Source organism: Nonomuraea recticatena, assembly GCF_039533245.1.
Lineage (GTDB): Bacteria > Actinomycetota > Actinomycetes > Streptosporangiales > Streptosporangiaceae > Nonomuraea > Nonomuraea roseola.
Genome location: NZ_BAAATE010000019.1, coordinates 1 through 21,858, shown reverse-complemented (window position 1 = coordinate 21,858; position 21,858 = coordinate 1). Strand labels below are relative to the sequence as shown.

Below are 21,858 nucleotides of genomic sequence, written 5' to 3'. Positions count from 1 at the left end.
CTTACCCGTCGCCGGATGTGGCATACCGTCGGGGTATGGACGTGCGCAGCTTCTGGCTCGCAGGTCGGCCCGCCACGGGCGACCGCGAGCTCACCGTTACCAACTCCCACGACGGCCGCGTGGTCGGCACCTACTCGGTGCCCACCGACGCGCAGGTCGAGGAGGCTGTCGCCGCGGCCGCGGCCGTACAGAAGGAGGCCGCCGCGCTGCCCGTGCACGTGCGCGCCGAGGCCCTGGCCCACGTGGCCAAGCGGCTGGCCGAGCGGCACGAGGAGATCGCGCAGCTGATCACCGGCGAGAACGGCAAGCCGATCTTCTGGGCGCGCGGCGAGGTCAACAGGGCCATCTCCACCTTCCGCTTCGCCGCGGAGGAGACCAGGCGCTGGTCGGGCGGCGTGCAGCGGCTCGACACCGAGCCCGCAGCGGCGGGACGGCTGGCCTACGTCAGCCGCCAGCCGAAGGGCCCCGTGCTGGCGATCACGCCCTTCAACTTCCCGCTCAACCTCGTCGCGCACAAGGTCGCCCCCGCGATCGCGGTCGGGGCGCCCGTCATCGTGAAGCCCGCGCCCGCCACGCCGCTGTCGTCGCTGGTGCTCGGCGAGATCCTGGCCGAGACCGACCTGCCCGCAGGGATGTTCTCCGTCCTGCCGGTCGAGAACGAGCGCGCCTCCGCCCTGGTGCAGGATCCCCGCCTGCCGGTGGTCTCCTTCACGGGATCGGGCCCGGTCGGCTACGCGATCATGGACCAGGTGCCGCGCAAGCACGTCACGCTGGAGCTGGGCGGCAACGCCGCGGCCGTCGTGCTGGCCGACGCCGACCTCGACTGGGCGGCCTCGCGCGTCGCCCTGTTCTCCAACTACCAGGCGGGGCAGAGCTGCATCGCCGTGCAGCGGGTCATCGTCGAGGAGTCGGTGCGGGCGGCCTTCGAGGAGAAGCTGGTCGAGGCCGTCGCCGGCCTGGTCACCGGCGACCCGCTCGACGAGAAGACGCAGGTGGGCCCGCTGGTCTCGGTGGCCGCCGCCGAGCGCGTGGCGGCATGGGTGGACGAGGCCGTCGCCTCGGGCGCCCGCGTGCTGGCCGGCGGCACCCGCGACGGCGCCACCGTCGCGCCCACGGTGCTCACCGACGTCCCCGCCGACGCCAAGGTCTCCTGCGAGGAGGTCTTCGGCCCCGTCATGATCGTCAAGCCGGTCGCCTCCGTCGACGAGGCCTTCGCCGAGGTCAACTCCTCCAAGTACGGCCTGCAGGCGGGCGTCTTCACCCGCTCGCTCGACGTGGCGTTCAGGGCCAATCGCGAACTGGAGGTCGGTGGCGTCATCGTCGGCGACGTGCCGTCGTACCGCGCCGACCAGATGCCTTACGGCGGCGTCAAGGAGTCGGGCGTCGGCCGCGAGGGCGTCCACTCGGCCATGGAGGACCTCACCTACGAGAAGGTCATGGTCCTCACGGGCCTGTCGCTCTGACCGCACAGGGCGGGGAGCGGCGTTGAGGAACGCCGCTCCCCGCCCTGTCCCGCGCTCACGGCCTGAGCGCCGCGAGCTGCTGCTCGAACGGGACGACCTCGTCCACCTGGGCCCTGACCGGCTGCTCCTTGCCCATCAGCCCCGCCAGCTCGGAGGCCGCGCGCTCGATGCGGTCCGACAGGCCTTCCGCTCCCCAGTCCTCCGAGGCCGCGTACACCGCCGTCGGGGCCACGATCGCCCTCAGGTAGGCGAACATCGGCCGCAACGCGTGCTCCAGCGCCAGCGAGTGCCGCGCCGTGCCTCCCGTCGCCGCGATCAGCACCGGCTTGCCCGCGAGGGCGTCGTGGTCGATCACGTCGAAGAAGGACTTGAACAGCCCGCTGTAGGACGCGGTGAAGATCGGCGAGACGGCGATCAGGCCGTCGGCCGAGGTCACCGCGTCGATCGCGGCGCGCAGCCTGGCCGCGGGGAACCCGGTCACCAGGTTGTTGGCGATGTCGACGGCCAGGTCACGCAGCTCGATGACCTCGACCTCCACCTCGGGCACCCGGTCCACCAGCGCCGACGTCAGCCGATCGGCCAGCAGGCGGGTGGAGGACGGCAGGCTGAGACCGGCCGAGACGACGGCGAGCTTCATGATGGATCAACCCTTCTGCGCGAGCAGCGACTGGTGAGTGGGGGCGTCGGGCACGTTGGCGGGCCGCCCGATCGCGAACTCCTTGCGGAGCACGGGCACGACCTCCTCGCCGAGGATGTCGAGCTGCTCCAGGACCGTCTTCAGCGGCAGTCCCGCGTGGTCCATGAGGAACAGCTGGCGCTGGTAGTCGCCGAAGTACTCCCTGAACTTGAGCGTCCGCTCGATGACCTGGTCGGGGCTGCCGACCGTGAGCGGGGTCTCGGCCATGAACTCCTCGAGCGAGGGGCCGTGGCCGTAGACGGGGGCGTTGTCGAAGTAGGGGCGGAACTCGCGGATGGCGTCCTGGGAGTTCCTCCGCATGAACACCTGGCCGCCGAGGCCGACGATGGCCTGCTCGGGAAGGCCGTGACCGTAGTGGGCGTACCGCCTCCTGTAGAGGCTGATCAGCTGCTGGTAGTGCTCCTTCGGCCAGAAGATGTTGTTGGCGAAGAACCCGTCGCCGTAGTAGGCGGCCTGCTCGGCGATCTCGGGGCTGCGGATCGAGCCGTGCCAGACGAACGGCGGCACGCCGTCGAGGGGCGCGGGCGTCGAGGTGTAGCCCTGCAGCGGGGTGCGGAAGCGGCCCTCCCAGTCGACCACCGGCTCGCGCCACAGCCTGTGCAGCAGCGCGTAGTTCTCGATGGCCAGCGGGATGCCGTCGCGGATGTCCTTGCCGAACCAGGGGTAGACGGGGCCCGTGTTGCCACGGCCCATCATCAGGTCCACCCTGCCGTCGGCCAGGTGCTGCAGCATCGCGAAGTCCTCGGCGATCTTCACGGGGTCGTTCGTGGTGATCAGCGTGGTCGAGGTCGACAGGATCAGGCGCTCGGTCCTGGCCGCGATGTAGCCGAGCATCGTCGTCGGCGAGGAGGCGACGAAGGGCGGGTTGTGGTGCTCACCTGTCGCGAACACGTCGAGGCCCACCTCTTCGGCCTTGAGCGCGATCGTGACCATCGCCTTGATCCGCTCGGCCTCCGTCGGCGTCCTGCCGGTGGTCGGGTCGGTCGTGACGTCGCTGACGGTGAAGATTCCGAACTGCATGGCGATCGCCGCCCTTCATGTTGAAGTTTCAATCGTCATGAACAGTGACCATTGACAGGATATTCCACACATGAAGAAGGAGCGCCCCGGGGTCGGGGGGAACACCCGGGACGCCCCTTGGCGGACGTCACCCAGCGGGGGGACGGGCGCGCCCGCGGCATGGTCAAGCGGTGGTTGGCAGGCCCCCGATCAGCTCACAAGTCCTTGCCACCGCTTGGTCCAGGCGGCATAGTCAGTGCATTCCCCCTCAGGGGGTGCGCAATCCCCCGGTGGGCGTACGGCAAAGACCACCTTTGCCGGCTTGGCCGTCTTGGTGACGCCGTAGGCGGCGCAGACCGCCGCGGCCCTGCCCTTGCAGGCTTTGGAGGTGGCGGGGGCCAGCCCCACCCACGCGGCGGCGTCACGCTGGGTCTCGGCCATCGCGGTCCAGCTGAGCCAGCGGTAGGCGCAGTCGAGGCTGGGCGTGCTCGCGTTCAGCATCCAGGAGTCGACCCAGCCCGTGGTCGCGGACGTGTCGAGCGCCTTGACGTTCCTGCCCGCCTTCTGCAGCAGCATCCTGAAATACGGCGTGGCCTGCGCGATGTCGACCTTGCCCGTGGCGAACGCGCGCACCAGGGTGATCGGGTCCTTCCAGTACAGCCGGTTCTTGTTCTTGCCCAGCAGCGTCATGGCCTGGTCGAGCTGGCCCGCGGTGAGCTCGTACGGGTCCTCGGCCCCGCCGGCGAGCGCGGCGTCGGCGATGGAGAGAGGGCTGTCGGGCAGCGCGGCGGTCTGGCTGTCGTACAGCGCCGAGGCGTCGCGCGGCTTGGTCTTCGAGGCGTCGTAGATGATCTCGTTGGTGCCCCACAGGTACGGCACGCCGTACACCTTGCCGTCGACCTCGCTCTGGTCGCGCAGCTGCTTGGTCAGCTCGTCGTACCCCGTGACCCTGGCGGTGTCGATGGGCTGCACCTGCTGGGCCGCGATCAGGCTCGCGGCCACCTCGGGCCCCGCCGAGATCACGTCGTAGGCCCGCCTGCCCACGATGTCCTGCATCTCCTGGGCGGTCTGCACGGTGTCGAGCCTGGCGATGCGGCAGCCCGTCGCGCTCTCGAAGTCGGCCACCCAGTTCGTCGTGGCGCCGCCCGACTCCGCGTACCCCTTGTAGGTGAGGATCTGCAGGGTGCCGTCGCTCTGGGTGGGGCTCGTGGTCGGCGTCGGGCTCGAGGCCGGTGTCCGCGAGGGAGTGGGGCTGGCCTTGGGAGCGGGGGTCACGGGCCTGTCCGCCGCGGTCGCCGTCGCGCATCCGGCCATCGCCATACACGCCGCAACGGCGACAGCCATGGCAGATATGTGGTGTTTCACGAAGTCCCCCTTGTCCAGGCTGGAGCTTACCGGGGACCGCGTGGGGCAGGGGTGCGCGCCGCCACGGCCCGCACCCCTTGCTGACTACTTGTTGGTGGGGAACCCGAGGTTCACGCCGCCGTGCGAGGGGTCGAGCCACCGCGAGGTGACGACCTTGCCCCGCGTGTAGAAGTGCACGCCCTCCGCGCCGTGGACATGCGTGTCGCCGAAGAGCGAGGCCTTCCATCCGCCGAAGCTGTAGAAGGCCATCGGCACGGGGATCGGCACGTTGATGCCGATCATGCCGACCTCGACCTCGTTCTGGAAGCGCCTGGCGGCGCCTCCGTCGTTGGTGAAGATCGCGGTGCCGTTGCCGAACTCGCCGCCGTTGATGAGCTCCAGGCCCTCCTCGTAGGAGGAGATCCGCACCACCGACAGCACCGGGCCGAAGATCTCCTCGGTGTGCACGCGAGAGCCCGGGGGCACGTGGTCGAGGAGGGTGGGACCGAGCCAGAAGCCCGGCGTCTCCGCCGCCTTGCCGCCGCCGAGCACCGCGGTCTCGCGCCCGTCGATCACCAGCTTCGCGCCCTCGGAGACGCCCAGGTCGAGGTAGGAGGCGACCTTGTCGCGGTGCACCTCGGTGACCAGCGGGCCCATCTGGGAGCGCTCGTCGTCGCCAGGGCCGATGGTCAGCTTGGCGACCCTCTCCTCGATCTTGGAGACGAGCTCGTCGCCGACGGGGTCCACGGCCAGCACGACCGAGATCGCCATGCACCGCTCGCCGGCCGAGCCGAAGCCCGCCGAGACCGCCGCGTCGGCGACCAGGTCGAGGTCGGCGTCGGGCAGCACCAGCATGTGGTTCTTCGCGCCGCCGAGCGCCTGGACCCGCTTGCCGTTCGCGGTGCCGGTCTCGTAGACGTAGCGGGCGATCGGGGTGGAGCCGACGAAGGAGACGGCCCTGACGTCCTCGTGGGCCAGCAGCCTGTCGACGGCCACCTTGTCGCCCTGGACGACGTTGAAGACGCCGTCGGGCAGCCCCGCCTCCTTCCAGAGCCGCGCCATGAGCAGCGAGGCCGAGGGGTCCTTCTCCGAGGGCTTGAGGATGAAGGCGTTGCCGCAGGCGATCGCGATGGGATACATCCACATCGGCACCATCGCGGGGAAGTTGAACGGCGTGATGCCCGCCACGACCCCGACGGGCTGCCGGATGGAGTAGGAGTCGACCCTGGTCGAGACGCCCTCGGAGAAGCCGCCCTTCAGCAGGTGCGGGATGCCGCAGGCGAACTCCACGACCTCCAGGCCCCTGGCCACCTCGCCGAACGCGTCGGAGTGCACCTTGCCGTGCTCGGCGGAGATCAGCGCGGCCAGCTCGTCGCGGTGGGCGTACATCAGCTCGCGGAAGCGGAAGAGCACCTGCGCCCGCTTGACCAGCGACGCGTCGCGCCAGGCGGGGAAGGCCGCGACCGCGGCCGCGACGGCCGCGTCGACGTCGGCGACCGACGCCAGCGACACGTGCCCGCTGACCTCTCCGGTGGCGGGGTTGAAGATCTCGGCGGTACGGCTGTCGCCGTCCACCAGGGATCCGTTGATCCAGTGCTTAACGAGCTTCATCGTTGATGGTCTCCAGAGCGTTGACGATGATGCCGAGCCCCTCAGCGGCCTCGTCCATCGTCAGGGTGAGCGGCGGCGCCATGCGGATGACGTTGCCGTGGAGGCCGCCCTTGCCCGCGAGCAGGCCCGCCTTCTTGGACTCCTCCATGAACCTGGCGGCCAGCGCGCCGTCGGCCAGCTCCACCGCGAACATCAGGCCCTTGCCGCGGACGCCGGTGACGATCGGCAGCCGCTCTGCGGCCTCGCGCAGTCCGTTGATGATCAGCGTGCCGGTGCGCTGGGCGTTGGCCTGCAGGTCGTGGTCGAGGACGTAGTCGAGCGTGGCGTTGGCGGCGGCCATCGAGATCGGGTTGCCGCCGAAGGTGGCCAGGCCCACCGCGTGCAGGTTGTCGAGCAGGTCGCCGCGGGCGACGATGCCGCCGACCGCGAAGCCGTTGCCCAGGCCCTTGGCGAAGGTCATCATGTCGGGGGTCACGCCGTGGTTCTGGATCCCGAAGAAGGCCGAGCCCGTACGGCCCCAGCCCGTCTGCACCTCGTCGGAGACGAACAGGATGCCCTCTTCGTCGAGCACCTCCTTGTAGGCGGCGAACAGCCCGTCGGGGGCCATCGTGAAGCCGCCCACGCCCTGGATCGGCTCGGCGATCAGCGCCGCCACGTCGTTGGACACGGAGGTGGCCAGCACGTGGCGCAGGTCCTCGACGCAGACCTTGATGTAGTCGGCGTCGGACAGGCCCGCGAACTGGGGCAGGTGGCGGTCGGCGCCGTGCAGGAAGGTCGCGTTGACCGGCGAGTAGGAGTTGTTCTTCCACGCCCGGTTGGAGGTGACGCCGATCGCGCCGAAGGAGCGGCCGTGGTAGCTCTGCCGCATGGCGAGCACCTGGTCGGACTTGCGCGCGTAGGTGGCCAGCAGCAGGGCCGTCTCGTTGGCCTCGGTGCCCGAGTTGGTGAAGAACACCTTCGCGTCGGGGATGCCCGAGAGCCTGGCGATCTTCTCGGCCAGCTCGACCTGGCCGCGCAGCAGGTAGACCGTACTGGTGTGCACCACTCCGGTGGCCAGCTGACGCTCGACGGCCTCACGCACCTCGGGCACGTCGTACCCGATCATGTTGGTGAGGATCCCGGCGAAGAAGTCGAGATAGCTCTTGCCCGAGGCGTCGACGACACGGTTGCCCTTGCCGCTGACGATCTCGATGGGCTCGTTGTAGTAGAGGGCCACCCAGTTGGGGATTACCGCCCTGTGGCGCGCGAGAAGGTCCGACATGCTACGAGTATCCCGGTTATCCACCACGCATCCCACCTCCAAACTGTCGGCATGACGCGACATCGGCTTACACATTGCCCTCACAGAATATGTCTGGACATAACGACGTCCAACGGGCCCTCCCGAACACCCCTCCCCTAGGGGATGTCCCGTGCACCTGGCGACGTACGCCGGAGACCCGCACTACATCGCGAGAGGCATGCCCATTGCCCTCCGGCGGCGGACGCCGGGGCACCCGCCCGTCGAGCACGATCAGGTCATCGAACGAAGGAGACAGAGATGACCATCACGATCGACCGCCCCGAGGCCCCCGCAGGACCGCCCAAGCTCGACCGCGACGCTCTCCGCCGCGCGCAGGCCGAGACGCTCGACACGCCGCGCATGGCCTACAGCCTGCTGGCCAAGATGATGTTCAAGCCCGTCGACCTCATGTACGGCAAGCAGGGCTCGTTCACCAAGTTCGCCATGCTCGAGGTCATCGCCCGCGTGCCGTACCAGGCGTGGGAGCGGATGGGCTACTGGGCGGTGCACCGTTACGCGGGCAGGTCGGTCCTGGCCAAGAGGGTCTTCGAGCGGATCGTCGAGGCCCGCGCCGACCAGGACAACGAGCAGTGGCACCTGCTGATCATGCAGGACCTCATCCAGCGCAACGGGATGAAGCAGAACTGGCTGCTGCACAAGGTGGCGCCGTGGTTCATCTCGTTCTTCTACTACCACGTCTCGTGGGTGCTGTTCCTGGTCAGGCCCGAGGCCTCGTACCGGCTGAACGCGGAGTTCGAGGACCATGCCGAGCACGAGTACATGACCTTCGTGGCCGACAACCCCGACCTGGAGTTCATGCCCGACCCCGGGACGTACGCCGACGAGTACGGACGCTACCGGTCGGTGGCCGACCTGATGCGGCAGATCGGCCACGACGAGCGCGTTCACAAGCTGGCCAGCCTGGAGAACGTCAAGGACCCCCACTGGGCCCCCACCCGGTGACCGTCCGCTCGCCGGCCGCGGCGGGGAGGCCGGGACCACGGTGAAGGCTGCTGCATGGTTCAAGGTGACGCGTTCGCGTCAGGCACGAACGACGCTACGTCGACCGCGTCCAGGAAGCCGTCACGTCAGGGCCGCCCGCCGTTCAGAAGGGGCGGCCTCCGGGCTCCACCGTGAGGCCGATGTCCGGCAAACCCAGCCAGTCCAGCCGGACCGACGCGGCCCGCGCCCGCTCCTCCAGCTCCAGTCGCGCCTTGTACACGCTCAGCAGCAGCGCCTGCAGCGAGTCGACGCCGAACGCCGCCCCGACGCCCTCCTCGCCCAGGCCCAGGATCTGATGGGGGCAGCACCAGTCGCCGTGCTCACTCAGCGCGTCGGGACACGGCCGGCCGAACCTGACCGTCACCCGGGTACGCGCCCCGTCCGCCGCCACGGCCTCCACCTGCCGCTCGGCCATGACCTCACCGATCTCATCCATCATGTCCATGCCTCTCAGTCAAGGTTCCCGCTGCGCCGTGGATCTCGCGGTGCCACAGGTCTTCGCAGACCCGCTCGACGCCGGCGAGCAGGTGGCGGCGGTAGGTGGTGAAGGGCAGACCGAGGCGTTCGGCGGCGATCTCCTGCGTCGGCGCCCCGTGCAGGTACGTGGCCGACAGGGCCCGGTGGAACTTGACCGCCCGCTGGTCCTCGCCCACGCTGGCCACGGCCTGTTCGAGGAGTTGGCGCAAGGCGGCGGCGGGGTCGGAGCCGGTCTCGATGACGATCCTGCTGCTGGTGAGCGGGTTGCCCGCCAGCTCGCCCGGCCGCGACAGGGTCTTCAGCGCCCTGCGTACGGCCTCGGCGAACTCCGCACGCGACAACACGGCCAGCGCGGGTGCCGGGGCGGCCGAGGCCTCCTCCGAGCCGGTGAGCAGCAGCCGATTGAGCCGGTCCAGCCACGCCTGCGCCGGGACGGCCCGCCAGTCGTGCGCGAACAGGGCCCACTCGGTGCCGCCGAGCCAGGCATGTTGCCCTATGTCGTGGATGTCGTAGTAGCGCAGGTAGTCGCGCATGGGGTCATCGTGCCTCATGGCCATGAACGACCAGGCCATGCGGTCGGCGCGCAGGCAGTAGCCGATGGAGCGCCACTGGATCAGGTCCGTCACCGGTGACATGCCCTGGTGATCCGGCCGGGTCCAGGTCCGGCCGACGGCCAGATGCTCGCCAGGCCGCAGCGGTGCGAAGGCGCGGGCGTTGGCCCAGGCCGTGGCGACGATCGGGTCGGCCGCCTCCTCGTCGGAGGGCTCGGACAGCCGCAGCCAGGAGCAGGCGGCCACCATCTCGCCCGTCGCCGTGCGCCGGTGGAGGCGGAACGCCTCCGGCTGGCGGACGGACCAGAACGCGACGGCGGCGGCCGACTCCTCGCCCTCCACCTCGGCGGCCAGCCGTACCAGCGCTTCGGCGTCCCGCGGCCGGAAGGCGTCCTCGTACACCTCGCCGTCGCCGCTCCAGCTCTGGAACTCCGCGGTCGATCCGACCGTCCGGTGCAGAAAGAACAGCGAGCCGACGGCGCCCAGCACGTCGGCGTCGCGCGCGGCGCGGATGCGTGCGGCGAGGTGGGCGTTGATGCGCTCGTGCATGTCGGCATACCCCTGCGGGTCGCGCCAGCGCAGGTCGGCCTCCAGCACCTCGCGCACCACGTCGTGCGGGAACAGCCCGCGCGGCGACGACTGCGCGAACGGCAGCCGCCGCAGCCAGGCGAACAGCTCCGCGGCGTCGTCCGGCAGCACCTCGCGCAACAGATCCTCGGTCGTCACGTACGCGTGCGCGCACACCTCCAGCGCATGCCGGTGCGCCGCACTGGGCACCTCGCCCACGAGCTGGTCCAGCAGGGTCGCGACCACGTCCTGCTGAGGCGTCCAGCGCGAGCTCGCCTTGCGGTCGCGGACCGCCACCGCGGCGCCCAGCGACAGGGCCAGCGGATGACCGCCGGCGAAGGCCAACAGCGGCCCGCGCAGTTCATCGCTCACGCCGCGTGCGTCCAGCAGCGCCTCCGCCTCCGCCGGCCGCAGGTCGCGCAGCGGCAGCACGCGCAGCGCGCCGGCCCAGGCCGGGTCGGCCTGCCACATCAGGTCCGGCGGCACGCGCCCGGCCACCACGACCACCGCGTCGACCGGCAGGCGGGGCAGGAACCGCTCGCGCAGCCAGCCCTCCAGACCCTGCACGCGCTCGAAGGTGTCGATGAGCAGCACCGCGCCCTCGTCGCCGAGCACCGACGCGGCCTCGGCCTCGGCCTCGAAGGAGGCCGGCACCGGATCCAGCGTGTGCCCGTCCACCGTCGTGACCGATCGCCCGGTCGCGGCCGCGTGCTCGGCGAAGCGGCGCAGCAGCGTGGACTTGCCGACGCCGCCGGGACCGTACACGTACACGACGCTGCAGCCGCCACGCAGCGCCGCGTCGAAGACGGCGAGTTCCTCCTCCCGCCCCACGAAAGCCCGCTCCCGCGCCGCCTGCAGGCGGCGTCCGAGAACCAGATCATCGCCCCCATGCATGGAGCAACTGTAGCTTTCCTGCGATCTCTGTCGTGTCTGGTGATCGGCGACTGAACAGAGAACGACCTGGTGAACGAGCGGCACCCCGGGCGACCGGGGGTCACACCTCGGCCGGCACCGGGGCCGCCGCGGGGGCCTTCGAGCGCAGGACGGCCATCGCCAGGCACGCCGCCGCCACGCACGACACCGCCCCGATCCACGACCCCGTCGCCATCGCCGTGCTGAACGCCTCCCTGCCCGCCGCCGCCACCTCGGGCCCGAGCAGCACGGCGTTCGCGATCGACTCCTGGGCCGCCTCGGGCGCGGTCGAGGGCATCGCCGAGGTGTACACCCCCGCCAGCACGCTGCCGAGCGCCGCGATGCTGAGGGCCATGCCCACCTGCTGGATGGTGTCGTTGAGCGCCGACCCGACACCGGCGTGCTCCATCGGCACCGCCCCCATGAGCGTCGCGTACGCCGCGGGCCCCGCGATCCCGCCGCCCGCGCCCATGACGAGGAAGGCCACGAACAGCGACCAGTAACCGGTGCTCATGGCCATCACCACGAACGACACACCCATGATCAGCATGCCCGCGACGATCAGCGTCTTGTTGCTGGCCTTCTGCCCGAGCGCGGCGCCCACTCCGTTGAAGATCGCCGCCGAGACCGCGTACGGCAGCAGCGCGAGCCCCGCCTGCGCCGCGCCGTACCCGAGCACGAACTGCAGGTACTGCGTCAGCATCAGCATCACCGCGCCCGACCCGAACGACATCAGCAGGATCGAGAACGACGACCCGCTGAAGTTGCGGCTCCTGAACAGGCCCAGCGGCAGCATCGGGCTGGCCGACCTGCGCTCCCACATCAGGAATCCGCCGAGCGCCAGCACGGCCACGGCGATCATGACGGGGTTCCACGTCCGCTCGATGACCACGTAGACCAGCGAGACCAGGCCGACGATCGAGAGCACCACGCCCAGCGGGTCGAGGCTGCGGGCCGGCCCCTTGGTCTCGGGCATCAGCACGAGGGCGGCGATGATGCCGACCACCGAGATGGGGACGTTGAGCAGGAACACCGAGCCCCACCAGTAGTGCTCGATGAGCAGGCCGCCCACGATGGGCCCGGCGATCACGCCGATCATCGCGACGGCGCTCCACGCGGCCATGGCCTTGCGCCGCTCGTCGTCGTCGAAGGTCGTGATCAGGATGGACAGGGTCGAGGGCATGAGGATCGCCCCTCCCACGCCCATCAGCCCTCTGGCGGCGATGAGCTGCCAGGGTTCGACGGCCAGCACGGCCACCAGGGAGGCGCCGCCGAACAGGGCGAGGCCGATGACGAGGAAGCGGCGCCTGCCGTACCGGTCGGAGAGACTGCCCGCGGTGAGCAGCAGGCCCGCGAAGACCAGCACGTAGGAGTCGAGGATCCACTGGATCTCGGAGGGGCTGGCGCCCAGGTCCTGCATGAGGGTGGGGATCGCCACGTTGAGGACGGTGCTGTCCACCACGAGCGGCATCAGCGCCAGGCAGAGGACGACGAGGGACCACCAACGACGAGGGTCTCGTACAGTGTTCGAGTTCACTCGCACACTGTACGACAAGCTCGCACACTGTGCGAGCGGATTTATGCTGGTCCTGTGACCGCCAAGCAGTTCGCCTCCGTCTGGACTCGCGAGCCCCGCCAGGGGAAGGCGCAGGGCCTGACCCGCGACCAGATCGTCAGGGCCGCGATCGAGATACTGGACGCCGAGGGCCTCGACGCGCTGAGCATGCGCAAGCTCGGCGCCAGGCTCGGCGCCGGCGCCACGAGCCTCTACTGGCACGTGGCCAACAAGGACGAGCTGTTTGAGCTGGTCTACGACGAGGTCTGGGGCGAGATGTCGGTCCCCGACCCCGACTCGGCCGGCTGGCGCGACACCGGGTGGGCCTTCGCGCACGGCATGCGCAAGGTGATCCTGCGTCATCCATGGCTCGCCGGACTGCTCGGCAAGTTGCCCGCCATCGGCCCCAACGCGCTGCGCGCGGCCGAACTGCTGCGCAAGGGGCTGCACCAGGCGGGCTTCCGCGGCCTCGAGGAGGACTACGCGGGGGCGGCGATCACCGCTTTCGTCTTCGGCTCGGCCATCCCCGAGGTCGTGTGGACGAACGCGGCCGCGGAGAAGAACTACGACGCCGAGAGCATGCGCGAGGCCGTCAAGACGGTCGCGGCCGACTATCCCGACCTCATCGCCCGCGCGGAGGAGTACGCCGCCCACGAACCCGCGGCGGTCCGCGAGATGAACTTCGCCTTCGGACTCGCCTGCGTGCTCGATGGCCTTGAGAGGCGGCTGGTCACGTAGCAGGATCGCCAGCATGAGCGATTTCCGCGCCGCCAGAGACTTCCTGCTGCAGGCTGACTACGCCACCGCCCGCCGCGACTTCCGCTGGCCCAGGCCCGCGGAGTTCAACTGGGCGCTCGACTGGTTCGACGGCGTGCTGGCCGCCGAGACCCCCGACGCCGTCGCGCTCAAGATCGTGGGCAGGGTCTCCTACACCTTCGCCGAGCTGTCCAGACGCTCGGGTCAGGTCGCCAACCGGCTGCGCGAGCAGGGCGTACGGCGTGGCGACCGCATCCTGCTCATGCTCGGCAACCAGGCCGAGCTGTGGGAGGCGTTGCTGGCGGCGATGAAGCTCGGCGCGGTGGTCATCCCCGCCACGACGCTGCTGTCGGCCAAGGACGTCGCCGACAGGGTCGAGCGCGGCGCGGTCGCGCACGTCATCGCCAACGCGGCGGACGCGGCCAAGTTCACCGGCGGGTCGTACACGAAGATCTCCGTGGGTGAGGCGGAGGGCTGGCTGTCGTTCTCCTACGGGGAGGAGGGCTTCACGCCCGACGGCGTCACCCGCGCGGACGACACGCTGCTGCTCTACTTCACCTCGGGCACGACCTCCCAGCCCAAGCTGGTCGAGCACACGCACCTGTCCTACCCCGTCGGTCACCTGTCGACGATGTACTGGATCGGCGTACGGCCTGGCGAGGTGCACCTCAACGTCTCCTCCCCCGGCTGGGCCAAGCACGCGTGGAGCAACGTCTTCGCCCCGTGGAACGCGGGCGCGACCGTGCTCGTCCACGACTACCAGCGCTTCTCCGCCGCCGAGCTGCTCGAGGTGCTCAGGACGGAGAACGTCGCCACTTTCTGCGCGCCGCCGACGGTGTGGCGGATGCTCATCCAGGAGGACCTCGGCGCGTGGCGGCTCCCGCTGCGCACCGCGGTCGCCGCGGGCGAGCCGCTCAACCCCGAGATCATCGACCAGGTCGCCAAAGCGTGGGGCATCACCATCCGCGACGGCTACGGCCAGACGGAGACGACCGCGCAGATCGGCAACGTCCCCGGCCTGCCTGTCAAGCCCGGCTCGATGGGCCTGCCGCTGCCCGGCTACGACATCGCCCTGCTCGACCCGGTGACCGGTGAGCCTGGCGACGACGGCGAGATCTGCCTCCCGCTGGACGACCGCCGCCCCCTCGGCCTGATGTCCGGATATGTCGGGCGGGAGAGCGACCAGGCCGGCTACTACCACACCGGCGACGTGGCCAGCCGCGACGCCGACGGCTACATCACCTACGTCGGCCGCACCGACGACGTCTTCAAGGCCTCCGACTACCGCATCTCGCCGTTCGAGCTGGAGAGCGTGCTGCTGGAGCACGAGGCGGTGGCCGAGGCCGCGGTCGTCCCCGCCCCCGATCCGGTACGGCTGGCCGTGCCGAAGGCCTATGTCACGCTGGCCCCCGGCTTCGAGCCGACGGCCGAGACGGCCCGTTCGATCCTGTCGTACGCCCGCGAGCATTTGGCCCCCTACAAGCGCGTGCGCCGCCTGGAGTTCGGCGACCTCCCCAAGACGATCTCCGGCAAGATCCGCCGCGTTGAGCTGCGGGAACAGGCGCCCGCCCACGAGTACACCGACGATGATCTGAGGGCGTGAGCCGGTACGCGGACATAGAATGGTTCGCGCGACATCGTGTAAATGTCGTGGTAGCCATAGTTACATCCTGATCGGATAGGCTCCACACGTGCTGCCCACTATCTCCGACGTTCTGTCCCTGGAGACCGTTCGCAGGGGCAATCCCCGCGTGGTCGCAGGCGCGGATCGGCTCGACAGCCGGGTGCGGTGGGTGCACGTGGGCGAGATCGCCGACATCGCACACCTGCTGCGCGGCGGCGAGCTGGTTCTGACCACCGGCGTCGCCCTGCCCGAAGATCCCGAGAAGCTGGCCGCCTACATCGGCGAGCTGTCGGCCGTCGGCGCCGCCGGGCTGGTCGTGGAGCTGGGCCGCAGGTTCGTCCGCGAGCTGCCGCGCGCGGTGGTCAAGGCGGCGGAGGAGCACGGCCTGCCGCTGATCGTGCTGGCCCGCGAGACCCCTTTCGTGCAGATCACCGAGTCTGTCCACGCCAGGATCATCGACATCCAGCTGGAGGAGCTGCGCGCCTCCGAGCAGCTGCACGAGGTCTTCACCGAGCTGTCGGTGGAGGGCGCCTCGCCCGCCGAGGTGCTCGCCCAGGTCTCCAGGCTCTCCGGCCGGCCCGTGCTGCTGGAGAACCTCGCCCACCAGGTACTGGCCTGCGAGTCGGCGGGCCGCGACACCGGTGTGCTGCTGGCCGGATGGGAGTCGAGGTCGCGCGCGGTCGCCCCGCAGGAGCGCACCTCCTACGACGCCTCCTCGGGCTGGCTGGTCACCACCGTCGGCGCCCGCGGCCAGGACTGGGGACGGCTCATCCTGCTCTGCGACGCCCCGCCGGGCCCCCGCGAGATGGTGCTGGCCGAGCGCGCCGCCACCACGCTGGCGCTGGGCCGCCTGCTGGAGCGCCACCAGGAGTCGCTCGAACGCCAGGCGCACGGCACGATCATCACCGGCATCCTCACCCACGCCTACGCCGACCCCGACGAGGCCGCCGCCCGCGCCCGCGCGGTGGGCGTGCCGCTCACCGGACGCAAGCTCGTCAGCGTGGTCCTGCGCCTGGTCGACCCCGTCGACCAGGCGCTCGACGGCCAGGCACTGCTCGGCGAGCTGGCCGAGGCCACCGCCTCTGTCTGCCGCGACGCCAAGCTGCCCGCCCTCGTCGGCGCGCTCGACCAGGACCGCGTCGGTGTGCTGCTCCCGCTGCCGCCGCGCACGCAGGTCGAGCCGGCGCTCACCGCGCTGGCCGAGCGCCTGCGCGCGATGTGGAAGCCGGGCTCGACGTTCGTGCTGGCCGCGGGCTCTGCGGTCGAGTCCGTCCGCGACGTGCGGCGCAGCTTCCTCGAGGCCGAGCAGGTCGCCGACGTGGCCGTCCGCCAGCCCGACGGCAGGCCCTACTACCGCCTGCCCGACCTGCGCCTGCGCGGCCTGCTCCATCTGCTGCGCGACGACGCCAGGATCCAGACGTTCGCCGAACGCGAGCTGGGGCCGCTGCTCGCGCACGACGCCCAGCGCGGCGGCGACCTCACCCGCATCCTGCGCATCTACCTCGACGCCGGACGCAACAAGGCGGTCGCCGCCCAGAAGGCGCACCTGTCGCGCCCCGCCTTCTACGACCGGCTTCGCCGCCTCGAGCGCATCCTCGACACCGACCTCGACGACGTGGAGTCGTGCCTTTCGCTCCACGTCGCCCTCCTGGCCCTCGAATCCTTCCGCAGGGAGAACCGTTGATCCGCGTCATGCGCGTCGCCGACGTCCGGCTCGAGCCCGATCCGCTCGACCCCTCCCAGATCGTCTCAGGAACCCCCGTCACCTCGGTCGCCGAGCTCGACGAGGGGCGCGGCATCTGGGAGATCACCCCTGGCGTCGTGACCGACGTGGAGCGCGACGAGATCTTCGTCGTCCTGTCGGGGCGGGCCACGATCGAGACCGACGACGGGCAGCGCGTCGAGGTCGGCCCAGGCGACGTGTGCCTCCTGCCCGAGGGCGCGAAGACCACGTGGACGGTGCACGAGACCCTGCGCAAGGTCTACCAGGCCCACTGAGCAGGTCCTGCTTTGGTTGATCGCCGGCCCACGTTCGACAGGTGGCCACCGAGGCTGTCTCAGACAGCGGGCCGATCGCCACCCGCGCCGGCTAGAACCCCATGGCTTGCCTGACCTCCTCCAGCGTCAGTACGGCCCGCTCCCTCGCTCTGGCGTTGCCGGCCGTCAGCACCTCGCGCGCGTCGGCGGCGTCCAGCGAGGACCTCAACTTCCTCATCGGGTCGAGGAACTCGTTGACCGCCTCGGTGAGCAGCCGCTTGAGCCGCGCGGCTCCGCCGTCCCCGATCTCCTCGGCGATCTCCTCGGGCGCGCGGCCGAGGCAGAGCCCGGCCAGCGTGAGCAGGTTGGCCACCTCGGGCCTGCGCTCAGGGTCGTAGGTGATGTGCCGGTCGGCGTCGGTGCGGGCGGCCCTGATCACGGCCGCGGTCTCGTCCGCTGTGGCCTTCAGCGCGATCGCGTTGCCCCTGCTCTTGCTCATCTTGCCGCCGTCGAGGCCCTTGAGCAGCGGCGCCGAGCCCATCATGGCCTCGGGCAGCGGGAAGACCGGGGCGTAGCGCTCGTTGAAGCGGCGCGCGACCAACCTGGTCACCTCGACATGCGGCAGCTGGTCCTTGCCGACGGGCACCAGCGTGCCCTTGCAGAACAGGATGTCGGCCGCCTGGTGCACGGGGTAGGTGAACATCAGCCCGCTGACCGCGCTCTGCGAGCTGTGCGCGATCTCGTCCTTGACGGTCGGGTTGCGCTTCAGCTCCGCCACGCTGACCAGCGAGAGGAACGGCAGCAGCAGCTGGTTGAGCTCGGGCACGGCGCTGTGCTGGAAGATCGTCACCTTGGCCGGGTCGAGCCCGATCGCGAGGTAGTCGAGCAGCAGCTCGGTGATGTTGTGCTGGATCCGGCCCGGCACGTCCCTGTCGGTGATCACCTGGTAGTCGGCGACCAGGACGTACATCTGATGGAGCTCCTGCAGCCGCACCCGGTTGGCCAGCGTGCCGAAATAGTGGCCCAGGTGGAGCGGGCCTGTCGGGCGGTCACCTGTGAGCACGGTGTGGTTCATTCTGGGGTCCTTTCGCAAGCGTCCCCAGAGACCACGAAAGGCCGTCCGGAGACGGCCTTCACGCATGTGGAAGTCAGGGGCCGTCGGGCGGCCACCACCACATGCCGATTGTCATGACCCCATTATAGGGCGCAAGCCGCACTGGACCCAGATTCCGTACGGCTTGCGCCCGGCTCGTTGTTCACCTGCCGTGATCCCGCGTCGCGTCGGCGTGGATCGTGTCGTCCGCGCAGATGTACATGTCCCACCGCCGGGGACGCGCCACGAACGCGCCGAGAATGAATCCCAGGACAACGCTCGCGATGATCACAAGGAGGATGCTCAGCCCCATGTCGGCTGCCTCTCGGGATGATGTGCCGCTCGAACTCATTGGAAAGCGGCTTACCGAAAGGTAACCCCGGATGGTCACCCACCGCAGCTGAATCCCGGCATTGTCGTGTCAATTAGGTAACTGTCTTACCTGGTCTGCGTGTTCGGCTGACTGGGCGCTGTTGATCTCGCCAGTATGGATCGGTTGCCGTCCTTCTGGGGAGTTTTTCATGTCTCGACGCACCCTCGTCGGCCTTGCCATGGCCGCCGCTCTCACGGTCACCGTTGCGGTGCCCGCCACGGCAGAGGAGGTGTCGGCTCCCTTCCCCTCGACGAGGTTCCCCCTCGGCGAGCGCGGGCTGCCGGCGAAGACGCACAAGAGCGTCGGCGGCGGCATCGACCTCTACAGCGTCGCGACCGGCACCGCCAACGACGGCTACACCGTCACCGTGCTCATGCCCAGCGGGCGCGACTACGGCAGACGCGAGACCGCCGAGGCGAAGGCCGCCGAGGTGGAGGCGGCGGGCCAGACCGCCAGCGTGCAGCGCGTGGTCCGTCCCGCGGTCTCGGACGACCCGTCCGAGGAGATCTTCATGGTCCGCGTCGGGCTCTGGCCGCTGAAGGACAAGGACAAGGCCGTCAAGGCGGCCAAGGAGCTGTCCGACGCGGGGGTGAAGGCCCGCGCCGACTACCTCGGCGACGACGGGGTGAAGACGACGGGCCCCTGGCAGATGCAGGTCCTCACCGTCGACCCGCGCAGGTTCCGGGGTTCCTACGCCGCGAGCCTCGGCACGAGCGTCGCCAAGCGCGAGACCACCTCCTCGATGGCCAGTGCGCGGAAGGCGATCGCCGCCGTCAACGGCGGCTTCTTCAACATCCACACCTCTCCGGCGCTGCGCGGCGAGCCCGTCGGCATCTCCGTGGTCGGCGGCAGGCTGCTCAGCGAGGCCGTCCCCGGCCGCTCGGCCGTCGTCCTCAAGGGCCGTACGGCCCGCATCACCGAGCTCACCACCAAGATGTCCGCCATCTCCCAGGACGGCACCCGCCTCGACATCAACGGCGTCAACCGGCTCGGCACCACGGACGAACTCATCCTCTACACCGAGGAGTACGGCGCCAAGACCCCGGCCAACGGCGGCGCCGAGGCCGTCCTCGACGCCTCAGGCAAGGTCATCGCCCTGCGGACGGCGGGCGGCGCCGTACCCAAGGGCGCGCGGATCCTGCACGGCGCGGGCGCGGCGGCCGACTGGCTGTGGGAGCACGCGTGGGAGAAGTGGAGCGTGACCGTCGACACCAAGGTCATCGACGAGCGCACGGGGCGCAGGATCGCCCTCACCCCCGACGTCAGCGTGATCGGCGGCGGCGTCGGGCTCATCCGCAACGGCCGCATCAAGGTGACCGCCAAGCGCGACGGCCACGACTCGGTCAACATGATCCTCCGCCGCCACCCGCGCACCCTCCTCGGCGTGACGAGGTCGGGCGGGCTGGTGCTCGCCACGGTCGACGGACGCAAGCCGGGCATCACGGTGGGCGCGAACATGATCGAGGCGGCGCAGCTGATGAAGTGGCTGGGCGCGGTCCAGGCGATCAACCTCGACGGCGGCGGCTCGACCGCGATGGTCGTCGGCGGCAAGGTCGTCAACCAGCCCTCCGACGGAGGAGAGCGCGCGGTGGGCGACGCCCTCCTGGTCCTCCCCTGACCCGCTGCACCGAGGTCGCTCCCTGAGTCTCCGCCGGCGCCTCCTTCGAGGCACCGGCGGCTTCCAGGGGCTCCCCCGCCGATCTCGCCTGGGCCCCGCGTCATCAGCCGTTTCTCCTCACGGCGTCGCCGATCCTTGGGGGATGTCCTTCAGGTCCCGCGATCGCCGGGGCATGCCGCCGGGAGCCATGGGGTTCCCGGCGATCTCTCAGAGGGTCGGTCGGCAGCCCCGATCTGAGCATCTCGCCGGGACGGTTTCGGCTTCGCCCAGCGGCGATCTCAGCCCAGCCACTTCAGCGAGACGACTTCAGCTCGGTGATGAAGGCGCCGACATACGGGTGCGCGGGGTACAGCTCTCGCACCCGGAGAAACCTCTCCAGCGCCCGGCTGTTCCGCCCGGCGAAGTAGTCGTCGAGCGCCGCGTCGTACACCTTGGACGTCTCCGACATCACCGGCGCCACCCCCGCCGCCGCCAGCCGCTTCCTGATGACGCCCACAGGAAGCACGAAGCTCGCGTTCTCCGTGTCCGCGCCGTCCACCTGCCGGGCACCCGCGATCAGCGTGCCGACGACCTTCCCCTCCTTGCTGAACACCGGCCCGCCGGAGTTCCCTCCGTAGGACGGCGCCTGCGCCTGCAGGTACGGCACGCCGCTCACCGTCGTGCGCTTCACGTTGTACGCGCCCTCGGTCAGCGACGGATACATCCTCGACCGCTCGTCCAGCGTCGCGTTGAACACCGTGATGCCGGGGAACCCGCTGATGTAGAGGTAGTCGCCCACCCTGACATCGCCGTCCCGCCCGAGCGACAGCGTCGGGAGGTTACGCGCCCCCTTCATCCGCAGCAGTGCGAAGTCCACCCCCGGATAATCGCTGCCCTTGGCGACCAGCCCGAGAGCGCGAACGCTGATCCTGCCCTTCCCGTCGTGCATCTTGACGGCGAGCCGCTTCCGCACGCCCGTCACCCGCATCGCCTTCAGGTCGTAGGCCGTGAACAGCGTCCTGGCCAGCTTCGCCATGCCGTCGTCGGGCTGGGCGAACCCCGCCACGCTCTTGAGGAAGCCGCGCACGTCAGCCTCGATCACCTTGGGTAGCGCCAGCCCGGCGAACCGCTGGCGGAGAAGGGTGTTGTCCGTGGCCACGCAGTGCGCCCCGGTCACCATGTAGCCGTCGGGCGTGATCCACCAGCCCGTGCAGATGGAGCTGACCTCGGTGGCCGCCTTCCTGGCGGGCTTACCTGGCACGAGGTACTTTCCCACGTTCCGCGACGCCGTCCTGAGCACCCACTTGACCTGGCTCTGATGGTCAGCCGGGATGCGGCCGGCCTTCGCGTGCTTCTCCGCCTTGGCGAACAGCGCGGTGAAAGCCGCGGTGGGGACGGGCGAGGGAACCATGACCGTCCCGCTGTAGGACATCCCGATCAGCTGGACGGCCGGGTTGGTCCTGGCCGCGAGCCGGGTGCCGACGGCGATGTCTCGCGGGCGCGGGTCGGCATGCGCGATCCCTTGCGCGAGTGTCGCTGCTGAGAGTGCCATGGCGATGGCTGTTGCTGGTACACGTCGACTGCGCATGGTCCCGCCCCTTGGATACGTCGTTGGAGCGAGCGTGCGGCGAGGACCTTACAGACGACCGACGTCCGGTTTCGAACGCCTTGCGAAGCACTTCACCACCACACCGAGCCACCTCGGGATCTCGATCAGAAGCGTGTGGCGGTGATGGTGTCCGCCAAGCCCATGAGCCCGACGTGGCTGCCCGAGGAGAACGGCGACCGAGCGGTGGTGAGGCTGCATGTACCGGTCGAGGGGGATGTCCACCTGATCGGAGAAACGCGCACGAAGCAAAAGCCCGTCCGAACAACAGAAAAGACCCCGGAAATGCAGAAAGGGCCCCACCCAACGGGTGAAGCCCTTCCATACAAAGATTGCGCGGCGGCGACCTACTCTCCCACACCCTCCCGAGTG

At 70.0% G+C, this 21,858-nt stretch carries 19 protein-coding genes; 8 read left to right on the top strand and 11 right to left on the bottom strand.

What is annotated here, in order from left to right:
• The first annotated feature begins 35 nt into the window (after nt 1-35).
• Nucleotides 36-1,463 carry an aldehyde dehydrogenase family protein gene (locus ABFX50_RS30375; protein WP_346151059.1) on the top strand — a complete coding sequence of 476 codons (1,428 nt, stop codon included), beginning with the start codon at nt 36-38 and terminating at the stop codon, nt 1,461-1,463.
• Between the two features lie 55 nt (nt 1,464-1,518).
• On the opposite strand, the gene ABFX50_RS30370 is transcribed toward ABFX50_RS30375, so the two are convergent.
• The 5 genes from ABFX50_RS30370 to ABFX50_RS30350 form a co-directional block, all read right to left on the bottom strand.
• The gene (locus ABFX50_RS30370) at nt 1,519-2,100 is read right to left on the bottom strand and encodes an FMN reductase (protein WP_346151057.1); all 582 of its coding nucleotides are present in this window, start codon (nt 2,098-2,100) and stop codon (nt 1,519-1,521) included.
• A gap of 6 nt (nt 2,101-2,106) precedes the next feature.
• Nucleotides 2,107-3,180 (bottom strand): LLM class flavin-dependent oxidoreductase, encoded by a 1,074-nt coding sequence (locus tag ABFX50_RS30365; protein WP_346151055.1) that lies wholly within the window; start codon nt 3,178-3,180, stop codon nt 2,107-2,109.
• A gap of 189 nt (nt 3,181-3,369) precedes the next feature.
• A complete protein-coding gene (locus ABFX50_RS30360; RefSeq protein ID WP_346151053.1) occupies nt 3,370-4,503 on the bottom strand; it encodes an extracellular solute-binding protein in 1,134 nt (377 codons plus the stop codon).
• Nucleotides 4,504-4,608: 105 nt separating this feature from the next.
• A complete protein-coding gene (locus tag ABFX50_RS30355) occupies nt 4,609-6,114 on the bottom strand; it encodes a CoA-acylating methylmalonate-semialdehyde dehydrogenase (RefSeq protein ID WP_183648504.1) in 1,506 nt (501 codons plus the stop codon).
• Nucleotides 6,101-7,375 carry an aspartate aminotransferase family protein gene (locus ABFX50_RS30350; protein WP_346151051.1) on the bottom strand — a complete coding sequence of 425 codons (1,275 nt, stop codon included), beginning with the start codon at nt 7,373-7,375 and terminating at the stop codon, nt 6,101-6,103. The genes ABFX50_RS30355 and ABFX50_RS30350 overlap by 14 nt, the downstream gene beginning before the upstream one ends.
• Nucleotides 7,376-7,654: 279 nt before the next feature.
• Between ABFX50_RS30350 and ABFX50_RS30345 the strand changes: the two genes are divergently transcribed.
• Nucleotides 7,655-8,359 (top strand): alternative oxidase, encoded by a 705-nt coding sequence (locus tag ABFX50_RS30345; RefSeq protein ID WP_346151049.1) that lies wholly within the window; start codon nt 7,655-7,657, stop codon nt 8,357-8,359.
• A 142-nt stretch (nt 8,360-8,501) separates the two neighbouring features.
• Here the strand turns inward: ABFX50_RS30345 and ABFX50_RS30340 are convergent, their stop codons facing one another.
• From ABFX50_RS30340 to ABFX50_RS30330, 3 genes are all read right to left on the bottom strand, one after another.
• Complete coding sequence (locus ABFX50_RS30340; protein ID WP_346151047.1) at nt 8,502-8,843, bottom strand: DUF6968 family protein; 342 nt, start codon at nt 8,841-8,843, stop codon at nt 8,502-8,504.
• A complete protein-coding gene (locus ABFX50_RS30335; protein ID WP_346151046.1) occupies nt 8,827-10,887 on the bottom strand; it encodes an ATP-binding protein in 2,061 nt (686 codons plus the stop codon). Before ABFX50_RS30335 ends, ABFX50_RS30340 begins: the two co-directional genes overlap by 17 nt.
• 100 nt (nt 10,888-10,987) lie before the next feature.
• Entirely contained in the window at nt 10,988-12,442 is a 1,455-nt protein-coding gene (locus ABFX50_RS30330; protein WP_346151044.1) for an MFS transporter, read from the bottom strand.
• Nucleotides 12,443-12,496: 54 nt separating this feature from the next.
• Between ABFX50_RS30330 and ABFX50_RS30325 the strand changes: the two genes are divergently transcribed.
• The 4 genes from ABFX50_RS30325 to ABFX50_RS30310 all read left to right on the top strand — a co-directional run bounded on the left by ABFX50_RS30325 (nt 12,497) and on the right by ABFX50_RS30310 (nt 16,838).
• Nucleotides 12,497-13,198, top strand: coding sequence for a TetR/AcrR family transcriptional regulator C-terminal domain-containing protein (locus ABFX50_RS30325; RefSeq protein WP_346151042.1), 702 nt, complete (start codon nt 12,497-12,499; stop codon nt 13,196-13,198).
• 13 nt (nt 13,199-13,211) lie between these two features.
• Nucleotides 13,212-14,819 (top strand): AMP-binding protein, encoded by a 1,608-nt coding sequence (locus tag ABFX50_RS30320; RefSeq protein WP_346151040.1) that lies wholly within the window; start codon nt 13,212-13,214, stop codon nt 14,817-14,819.
• Nucleotides 14,820-14,907: 88 nt separating this feature from the next.
• Nucleotides 14,908-16,524 (top strand): PucR family transcriptional regulator, encoded by a 1,617-nt coding sequence (locus tag ABFX50_RS30315; protein ID WP_312895571.1) that lies wholly within the window; start codon nt 14,908-14,910, stop codon nt 16,522-16,524.
• Nucleotides 16,521-16,838: a cupin domain-containing protein gene (locus ABFX50_RS30310; RefSeq protein ID WP_246451980.1), complete on the top strand. Its 318-nt coding sequence runs from the start codon at nt 16,521-16,523 to the stop codon at nt 16,836-16,838. Before ABFX50_RS30315 ends, ABFX50_RS30310 begins: the two co-directional genes overlap by 4 nt.
• Nucleotides 16,839-16,929: 91 nt before the next feature.
• Here ABFX50_RS30310 and trpS read toward each other — a convergent pair whose 3' ends face one another.
• The gene (gene trpS / locus ABFX50_RS30305) at nt 16,930-17,892 is read right to left on the bottom strand and encodes a tryptophan--tRNA ligase (RefSeq protein ID WP_346151037.1); all 963 of its coding nucleotides are present in this window, start codon (nt 17,890-17,892) and stop codon (nt 16,930-16,932) included.
• A gap of 181 nt (nt 17,893-18,073) precedes the next feature.
• Entirely contained in the window at nt 18,074-18,202 is a 129-nt protein-coding gene (locus ABFX50_RS30300) for a hypothetical protein (RefSeq protein WP_346151035.1), read from the bottom strand.
• Between the two features lie 229 nt (nt 18,203-18,431).
• Here ABFX50_RS30300 and ABFX50_RS30295 point away from each other — a divergent pair, with 229 nt between their 5' ends.
• Nucleotides 18,432-19,901, top strand: coding sequence for a phosphodiester glycosidase family protein (locus ABFX50_RS30295; protein ID WP_346151033.1), 1,470 nt, complete (start codon nt 18,432-18,434; stop codon nt 19,899-19,901).
• Nucleotides 19,902-20,193: 292 nt separating this feature from the next.
• Here ABFX50_RS30295 and ABFX50_RS30290 read toward each other — a convergent pair whose 3' ends face one another.
• Nucleotides 20,194-21,432 carry a trypsin-like peptidase domain-containing protein gene (locus ABFX50_RS30290; RefSeq protein WP_346151031.1) on the bottom strand — a complete coding sequence of 413 codons (1,239 nt, stop codon included), beginning with the start codon at nt 21,430-21,432 and terminating at the stop codon, nt 20,194-20,196.
• A gap of 171 nt (nt 21,433-21,603) precedes the next feature.
• Here ABFX50_RS30290 and ABFX50_RS30285 point away from each other — a divergent pair.
• Nucleotides 21,604-21,858: hypothetical protein (locus tag ABFX50_RS30285; protein ID WP_346151029.1), on the top strand; the 255-nt coding region annotated here is incomplete at its 3' end.

Coding starts and splice junctions, on each gene's coding strand:
- ABFX50_RS30290 (WP_346151031.1), bottom strand. CDS start 21,432: ATGGCACTCTCAGCAGCGACACTCGCGCAAGGGATCGCGCATGCCGAC.
- ABFX50_RS30345 (WP_346151049.1), top strand. CDS start 7,655: ATGACCATCACGATCGACCGCCCCGAGGCCCCCGCAGGACCGCCCAAG.
- ABFX50_RS30350 (WP_346151051.1), bottom strand. CDS start 7,375: ATGTCGGACCTTCTCGCGCGCCACAGGGCGGTAATCCCCAACTGGGTG.
- ABFX50_RS30340 (WP_346151047.1), bottom strand. CDS start 8,843: ATGGACATGATGGATGAGATCGGTGAGGTCATGGCCGAGCGGCAGGTG.
- ABFX50_RS30320 (WP_346151040.1), top strand. CDS start 13,212: ATGAGCGATTTCCGCGCCGCCAGAGACTTCCTGCTGCAGGCTGACTAC.
- ABFX50_RS30295 (WP_346151033.1), top strand. CDS start 18,432: ATGTCTCGACGCACCCTCGTCGGCCTTGCCATGGCCGCCGCTCTCACG.
- ABFX50_RS30365 (WP_346151055.1), bottom strand. CDS start 3,180: ATGCAGTTCGGAATCTTCACCGTCAGCGACGTCACGACCGACCCGACC.
- trpS (WP_346151037.1), bottom strand. CDS start 17,892: ATGAACCACACCGTGCTCACAGGTGACCGCCCGACAGGCCCGCTCCAC.
- ABFX50_RS30375 (WP_346151059.1), top strand. CDS start 36: ATGGACGTGCGCAGCTTCTGGCTCGCAGGTCGGCCCGCCACGGGCGAC.
- ABFX50_RS30355 (WP_183648504.1), bottom strand. CDS start 6,114: ATGAAGCTCGTTAAGCACTGGATCAACGGATCCCTGGTGGACGGCGAC.
- ABFX50_RS30335 (WP_346151046.1), bottom strand. CDS start 10,887: ATGCATGGGGGCGATGATCTGGTTCTCGGACGCCGCCTGCAGGCGGCG.
- ABFX50_RS30360 (WP_346151053.1), bottom strand. CDS start 4,503: ATGGCTGTCGCCGTTGCGGCGTGTATGGCGATGGCCGGATGCGCGACG.
- ABFX50_RS30370 (WP_346151057.1), bottom strand. CDS start 2,100: ATGAAGCTCGCCGTCGTCTCGGCCGGTCTCAGCCTGCCGTCCTCCACC.